The 7,512-nt window shown below is 49.6% G+C and carries 7 protein-coding genes; 3 read left to right on the top strand and 4 right to left on the bottom strand.

Annotation, left to right across the window (positions count from 1 at the left end; genetic code table 11):
• A partial coding sequence (locus ACTG33_RS07515; protein ID WP_439134585.1) for a histidine triad nucleotide-binding protein occupies positions 1–350 on the bottom strand: 350 nt, incomplete at its 3' end.
• Positions 351–391: 41 nt separating this feature from the next.
• Positions 392–601, bottom strand: coding sequence for a Trm112 family protein (locus ACTG33_RS07510; RefSeq protein ID WP_439134584.1), 210 nt, complete (start codon positions 599–601; stop codon positions 392–394).
• A 273-nt stretch (positions 602–874) separates the two neighbouring features.
• On the opposite strand from ACTG33_RS07510, the gene ACTG33_RS07505 reads away from it, so the two are divergent.
• Positions 875–1,909: a YheT family hydrolase gene (locus ACTG33_RS07505; protein WP_439134583.1), complete on the top strand. Its 1,035-nt coding sequence runs from the start codon at positions 875–877 to the stop codon at positions 1,907–1,909.
• 126 nt (positions 1,910–2,035) lie between these two features.
• Here the strand turns inward: ACTG33_RS07505 and ACTG33_RS07500 are convergent, their stop codons facing one another.
• The gene (locus tag ACTG33_RS07500) at positions 2,036–3,475 is read right to left on the bottom strand and encodes a phospholipase D-like domain-containing protein (RefSeq protein WP_439134582.1); all 1,440 of its coding nucleotides are present in this window, start codon (positions 3,473–3,475) and stop codon (positions 2,036–2,038) included.
• 258 nt (positions 3,476–3,733) lie between these two features.
• Between ACTG33_RS07500 and ACTG33_RS07495 the strand changes: the two genes are divergently transcribed.
• Both ACTG33_RS07495 and ACTG33_RS07490 read left to right on the top strand, forming a co-directional pair.
• On the top strand, positions 3,734–5,206 hold the full coding sequence (locus tag ACTG33_RS07495) for an LssY C-terminal domain-containing protein (RefSeq protein WP_439134581.1): 1,473 nt from the start codon (positions 3,734–3,736) through the stop codon (positions 5,204–5,206).
• Positions 5,203–6,309 (top strand): hypothetical protein, encoded by a 1,107-nt coding sequence (locus ACTG33_RS07490; RefSeq protein WP_439134580.1) that lies wholly within the window; start codon positions 5,203–5,205, stop codon positions 6,307–6,309. The genes ACTG33_RS07495 and ACTG33_RS07490 overlap by 4 nt, the downstream gene beginning before the upstream one ends.
• Before the next feature lie 64 nt (positions 6,310–6,373).
• On the opposite strand, the gene ACTG33_RS07485 is transcribed toward ACTG33_RS07490, so the two are convergent.
• On the bottom strand, positions 6,374–7,512 hold a 1,139-nt coding region (locus ACTG33_RS07485), incomplete at its 5' end, for a type I secretion C-terminal target domain-containing protein (RefSeq protein WP_439134579.1).

Below are 7,512 nucleotides of genomic sequence, written 5' to 3'. Positions count from 1 at the left end.
TAAAAGCCTAACTGGGCTTCCGAGAACGCTTTACCACCCAGAATGTGAAGGTGTAGATGGAAGACCGTCTGTCCGGCTTCCTCGCCGTTATTGACGATTAAGCGAAAGGCATCACCTACGCCATTCTCTTTGGCAATTTCACCCGCTTTAACCATTAAAGCGCCCAGTAAAGCCTTGTCGTCTGCTGTTGCATCAACCAAGCGGGGAATCGGTTTGCGGGGTATCAATAGCAAATGCACCGGTGCTTTGGGGGAAATATCCTTAATACAGATGCAGTCATCATCTTCGTACACTTTATCCGCGGGAATTTCGCCATTGATAATACGGGTAAAAATAGAGACGTCCGACATGAAATTCGCTCCTTAAAAACAGATTCGGCGTAAAGACAGGCTCAGCTGGCTGGTTTACTGGCCTGATGGGCTTCTTTTTCTTCCAGGCTGATCTGACGTGCCTCGCCTTCCAGCATGACAGGGATACCATCGCGCACCGGATAGGCCAAGCCGCTGGCCCAGCATATCAACTCCTGCTTGTCTTTATCGTACTCAACAGGAGCCTTGCTCACCGGGCACACCAATAAACTCAACAGTTTTTTATCTAACATAACTCTTAACTCTCTACCTATTACCGGCTACCTGACCGTGACTGGCGCCTATCTTACTGAACCTGTTTGGCCTTGTCTGCGGTTTTGTCTTTTGGGCTGACTCACTGGACTGTCATCAACCACTGTTTTCCTTCAAAAAGCCAGCGTACCATAGGACAACGGAGTCATTATGGTATGACAGCCATCTTTTAACCGGCAATAACGACTAAACGCCCCTAATTTCTAAGCGCCCCTAACGTCTAAACGACAACAACTACCCAACAGCACTGACCTATGGCCGATTTTCCAGACAATGATTTTCCAGACAAAGGTTTTCCCAACACGGGTTTACCCAATACAGCAATAACGTTTACACCGCCATTAGGGCTGCGCAACCGTCATGTTCAAAACATAGCCTCCAGCGTAGGTCTGCGTAAATGGCTGGTCAATCAGCGTACCCGGGAATTTCAGAAAGCCTCACAGGAAATTCTGCTCCAAAGCGACAATGGTGTCCGACTGCAAGGGTTTTACAACCCTCAGGAAAACGCCAAATCGCTGGTAATTTTTTTGCACGGATGGGAAGGCAGCAGTGACTCTGCCTATATATTGTCGGGAGCCAAAACACTATTTGATCAAGGGCATGCCATCTTTCGGCTGAATTTTCGCGATCACGGCAATACCCATCACCTCAACAAAGAGCTCTTTAACTCCACACGATTGACCGACATCACTGGCGCCCTTGTGGATTTACAACAGCGATACCCCCATCAACACTACTGCCTTGCTGGATTTTCGCTGGGCGGCAACTTTGCACTGCGCACTTCCATTGCCCAAACGGAACACGCCTACCGCATTGACCGCACCGTCGCCGTTTGCCCGGTGATATGCCCCCACGACACCATGAACAACTTAAGTTCAGGCTTTCCGATGTACGAAAAATACTTCGTCCGCAAATGGAAGCAGTCACTGATGAAAAAAACTCAACACTATCCCGAGTACGATTACCTTGATCAGCTCAAACGAGTGTCCAACCTGAAAGAAATGAACGAGTTTTTCATTCCCGGCTACACACCATTCAACGATTGCGACAGCTATTTTGACGCCTATCACTTACGCGAAGAACGATTGGGGAAATTGATAACACCCACTACCATCATCACCAGCGAAGACGATCCGATTGTGCGGGTCAACATGGTTCCCACGAAACAACTTAGCGAGCACTTATCAGTAGAAGTCACACGTTACGGCTCACATTGTGCATTTTTGAAGAATTTTAAAATGCAGAGCTGGATAGATGATCGTCTGGCAAGTTTATTTACGTTGTATTAACTCGGTTAAAGCCTCTGCTCTAACATCTCGACTCTAATATCTCTGCTCTGACATCTCTGCTCTAACATCTCTAGTACAACCTGCCTATGACCACCTCGACCACTATATTCGCACTATAGTCTTAATCTACAACTCCTCTTTAAAAAGATGTCCCATGGACTGACGAAAGCGCTCTACAGGATCTGTCGGAGCTTCGTATAACGTCGCCAGTTCAGGTGTTACCCGACGGCTAAACAATAAATCCTCTCTCATAAACTGGCGTCTCAAACGCTCCCCCAATACAGGTTCCAGAAACACAATAGCTGATTCACTGTTGAGCACTTCACTGCGGGGATCCAGATTGTAAGAGCCAACCAAAACCAACTCGTGATCAATAATCGCAAATTTTGAATGCATGGTGCCCTGACTTCTGGTGGCGTCCTGCTCCTTTTGACCAATCCACTCCCAGATTTCCAGCCTTGTGTCATCCGAACAAGCAGCGACTTCAGAAGAGTCGTTCACAGCCAGCAATTGCTTAAAAAATGAGCGCCCTACCAGGCTGATTTCAGGCAGATCATTCGTTTCAGGACTGTTGGTAATCAGCGTGACGGAGACGCATCGTTTTACCGTCGACGTGATCGCATTCAGAGTGGTCGGCGTGGGGATAAAGTAGGCGTTGGCAATCAGGATCTCTTCCTGTGCCTGCTCAAACAACTTGATGTAGGCTTGCTGGATATAACTTTCCTCAAAACGAGGGCGGTTTTGCAGAAAACGGCAAGTTGCCGGGCGATAATCCAGCTCGGGTTGATGGTTCTCCAGCTGAGCCACATAACGACTAATACGATCCTCTGTCGAGAACGACACTGGCACCTTACCCGTTTTAGCCAAAACATTCCGGGTAGCCTGCCAATACAGGTTGGTATTGAAAATGCCACGGCTTTTCTTAATACCGATCAGATAGTCAAAATTGCGATCAAACGCAGTTACCATGTCCTTGATGATATCTCCACGCACAATGACATCCTGGTCACGCCATGTTTTGTCAGGATTGTCCGGCTCGGCCCGAAAGTATTCATTGCCAATATTCAGACCACCGGTGATGGCAACCGCACTCTCCGTTTCACCATCGATGATCCACATCTTTTCGTGAAACCGTTTATCCAGCCGAAACGGGTCGAAATGTGATGATAGAAATGGCACAGGTATTTCATTAAGCCATTGCAGTGCCATCGCTTCGTAGCCTTCGACCTCGATCCCGTGCTGTTTGAGGTCAAAAAACATCCATTGCGTTTGTAGCCAGGGATTGGAAAACGCGTCCACGATTACCCTAACATCAACACCTTCAGCCCGCTTTTGCTTCAGGACTTCGGCAATGCGCAGGCCTGACTCATCGCCCTTGAACACCAGGGCCTGAATACGGATCGATCGCGTGGCTTTTTTCAGGCTATCCATACGTGCGGCAAAGGCATCCTCTCCACCAGGCAATATGGCGACTTTGCACTCATCCGAACCACGCACCCCAAACAGGCCATCACGGCCGACCTCCTCCTGAGGACTGCCCAGAAACACACTGTCAGGATCCAGCACAGCTGAAGAGCCCACCTTATCGATCAACTCAAGCGGCTCACCATTTCCTTCTGCTGAAGGTTTGTGGGATGCAGGGGCGCAAGCCGTCAACAGACTTATGAACAGAAGAACAGCTATGCCATAATGTGAAACAATAGGTTTCATATAATGTATGAGGATCTGCTAACAGAATCTGATAACAGGCTCCCAAGTACCTCAACTCCTATGCGAAAACGCCTTCCATTGGGCTAAACTTAAAAGAAAACCTAAAGAGAAATCATGAGTATAGCAGTTAGCCCTGAACACTCAGTGGAAGGCCACTCTCACCCGCACTTCTATCAGTACTCCCACCAGTACTTCTATCAGTATTCTTACCAGTACTTCTATCAGTATTCTTACCAGTACATTTATCTGTACTACAGGCATGCAATCACGTTCAAGTCTGGTTTTCTGAGTTTCTTGATGGTGCTAATGGCGTTTTTTCTATCCGGCTGTCTCGGGGTGCCGGAATATCAACCTGCTGCCGATCAAAACCTGCCTATGCAACTGGGCCGCATTCAAACAACAGAGCAACATGGCGTTACCGTAGAAGTTTCCATCCCTACCGACGATAAGGCATCCACATTTTTTGGTGTGCCGATGGCCGAACACAACCTCCAACCTATCTGGCTGAAAATCACCAACAACAGCGACGCTGATTACTGGTTGCTGCCCAACGCGATTGACCCCAATTACTATTCTGCCGATGAAGCCGCCAGAGTCACGGCTGAAGGCCTTTCCTCAGAAGATCGCATCAATAACACCAAGCTGTTCCGCGACCACGCACTGCCCTTTCACTCCTCATCCGGTAAAGTGATTGAAGGCTATGTTTACGCCACCTATGCGCGTGGTGGACGCTTAATCGATGTTCGCCTGAAAGGTAAATCGCGGGGCGTGAGAGTACGTTTTGCCATGCTGCTGCCCACAGAAGGCTTCGATTATGAAAAATCTGAGTTACGGGAGCGTTACGCAAACCGTCACCAACTGCCGGACCTGACACTTGAGCAGACACAGGTGCGCCTGCGGGAGCTGCCTTGCTGTACCACCAATGAATCCTTATCGGCGACAGGTGACCCACTGAATATTGTGCTGATAGGCAGTGGCGAAGACGTTATTGCGGCGTTAAGCAGCAGTGGCTGGGCATTTACCGAAGCCATTACCGTGGACAGTATCCGCCGCATGATCGGCGCCGCGATTGCTGAAAAGGCGTTTTTGATGGCTCCCGTGAGCGCCCTTTATGCCTTTGGTCGCAAGCAGGATGTTGCTCTCCAGCGCGGGCGATCCAACATCAATCAGCGCAACCATTTGCGCCTCTGGATGGCTCCATTTCGCAGCGAGGGTAAAGCTGTGTGGGTGGGTCAGATCAGCCGAGATATCGGCGTCAAGCTAACTCCGAAATCCTCCACACTGACAACTCATGTTATTGATCCCGTCGTGGATGAAGCCCGGGAATACCTGCTAGACAGCCTCTTGCAAAGCGATGCCGTTGGCCGTTTTGCCTTTGTTCAAGGCGTAGGTAAAGCCGACGCAGATAACCCGAAAGTGAACCTGACGGACGATCCTTATTTTACCGATGGTTTACGTTTGATTGTCTGGCCCTCCTCCCAACCCGTCACTCCGGAAGAGGCCCTCGATCTGGATTGGAACGATTCCATCGATCCCATCCTTCACAGTAAAGGGGAATCTCAACTGCAACCACTGGCGGATCAATGATGATCCCATTCCCTCAGCATGTGATTAAATCACTACGCACCAGCTCGATACTGGTGATGGTCGGCCTGATGTTAAACGGATGTATCTCCAAACCTCTACACCCATACACTACAGATACTCCCCCCCTGATGCGGGTGCCCGCGATTCAGCACCTCGAGCAAGATAAACGAGGCCGTTTTAAAGAAATATTCTGTGCAGTACTGGAGGCCCGAAAGGACACAATCCCGGATTACATGCCCTGCGAAGAGGCCCTCACATCACTGGGACAGACTCCAGAAGGCAACGGCAAGTCCGTAAACCTCGGGCCATCCCAGCGGCCACTACAAGTGGTGTTTATCCCCGGCCTGGGTCGAGATTGTGTCTCTGAATGGCTCGCAGAAGAAGACACGATTCCTACACACCTGAGTCAATTTGGCTATCAGTGGCACAGTCCCCGTATCAACGGATTGGCCAGCGGACGCCATAACGCAAAGTACATCCGGGATCTCGTCATGGCCACCCCACCACTCGGAGAATATCCCGACCTGCTTTTGATCGGCTATTCAAAAGGTGCGACCGACACCTTGGAAGCTCTGATATTGTATCCGGAAATTCAGCCCCGCATTGCGGCGATGGTCAGCGTTTCTGGCGCAATCGGTGGCTCACCGCTGGCTAACGAGTTCAGCGATGGTGTCGTCAATTTACTGGAGTTGTTTCCAGGAGCCACCTGTGAAGCCGATGATCAAGGTGCCCTGAGCGACTTGCAACCCGCCACACGCCAGACGTGGCTGGCACAGAATAAATTGCCCCCAAGCATTCCGTATTACTCGCTCATCAGCTATCCATCACCGGACAACATATCTTCAGCATTAAAAATCAGTTATAACAAACTGGCTAAAGTGGATGCCCGCAATGATGGTCAGATAATCTTTTACGATCAGTTTATACCCAACAGCTATTTGGTCGCCTACCTGAACGCCGATCATTGGGCGATTTCAACGGCTATTGCCCGGACTCACAACCTGATCGGACACACCTTCGCCAATCGCAACAATTACCCTCGTGAAGCGATGTACGAAGCGTTGTTACGGTTGATAGAAGAGGATTTGGAAACCGTGGAATAAAACCCAAAAGGCGCAGATAAATCTGCGCCTTTTGGGTTCCTTTACAAATGAATCAGACAAGTATTCAGTCTACATGCAGATTACCGTCATCCAGCAATTGCTGAATAATCGTCTGATCATCTCCGGTAATGACCACATCTTGCAGAATGACCTGCTGATCGGTACCAGAACCATCGCCATCCACATCAATACTAATGGTGGTATTGGTACCGTCATTGGTGAATGACAGATAATCATCTAACGTCTCAGCGGTGTCATCCTCTCCCTGTAGCAAGTCGGCAAAGTTGAGAACATCGCCATTGACATCAACTTCAAAGTCAGTGATCACATCCACCGCCCCAACATCAGCTACCTGCCAAACAAACGTATCGATATTTTGTCCGCCGGTGAGAGTGTCATTACCGGTACCTCCGAAGATAATATCGGCATCCTCGCCGCCCAGAATGGTGTCATTTCCGGCACCGCCATAAAGCGTGTCGGCACCTTTGCCACCCTCCAGACGATCATTGCCAGCACCGCCAAACACCAGGTCATTACCATCATCACCTTTGACGATGTCGTCGCCAGTGCCGCCATCCAGCAGGTCGTCACCGGCACCACCGGCCAAGGTGTCATTGTCCGCACCGCCAAACAGGCTGTCGTTACCCGCACCACCGGACAGGTTATCCAAGCCTGCATTACCATACAGCTCGTCGTCGCCTTCCCCGCCAGCCAAGGTGTCGTGGCCGGCTGCACCTCTAAGCACGTCATCACCGGCACCACCACTGATGGCATCATTGGCGGCACTGCCAACAATACTGTCAGCGTTGGCTGTGCCATTAATGGTGTTGTCTATGGCATAAATGCTTAACTGCGCGCTGTCTGATTGGCCGTCGGAGTCAGTTAGGGTGTAATCCACTAATTCAGGATCTGGCACATCAATAATCGCTGATTCAAAGTTCAATGTCTGGATACTGACATCAGTGTAGTTTCGATATGTATCGCCCCAGAATTCAAAACTCTCACTTTGGGCGCCATAGATTTCAACACGAGCTACATTAGAATAACCTGACAAATTAAGGGTCGTTCCCTCGAAAGCCACATCCTCGGCAAGCACATTGTTATTGATATCTATTACCGTAAACAGAATACCATCAACATCCCAAAACGCACTATCTCTACTGCCAAATACGAGAGACAGATTATTCACACCTTGTGCATACT

The sequence above is a fragment of the Pseudomaricurvus sp. genome, from assembly GCF_965662505.1.
Taxonomy (GTDB): domain Bacteria; phylum Pseudomonadota; class Gammaproteobacteria; order Pseudomonadales; family Cellvibrionaceae; genus Pseudomaricurvus.
This window is presented reverse-complemented; position numbering and strand designations above follow the sequence as displayed.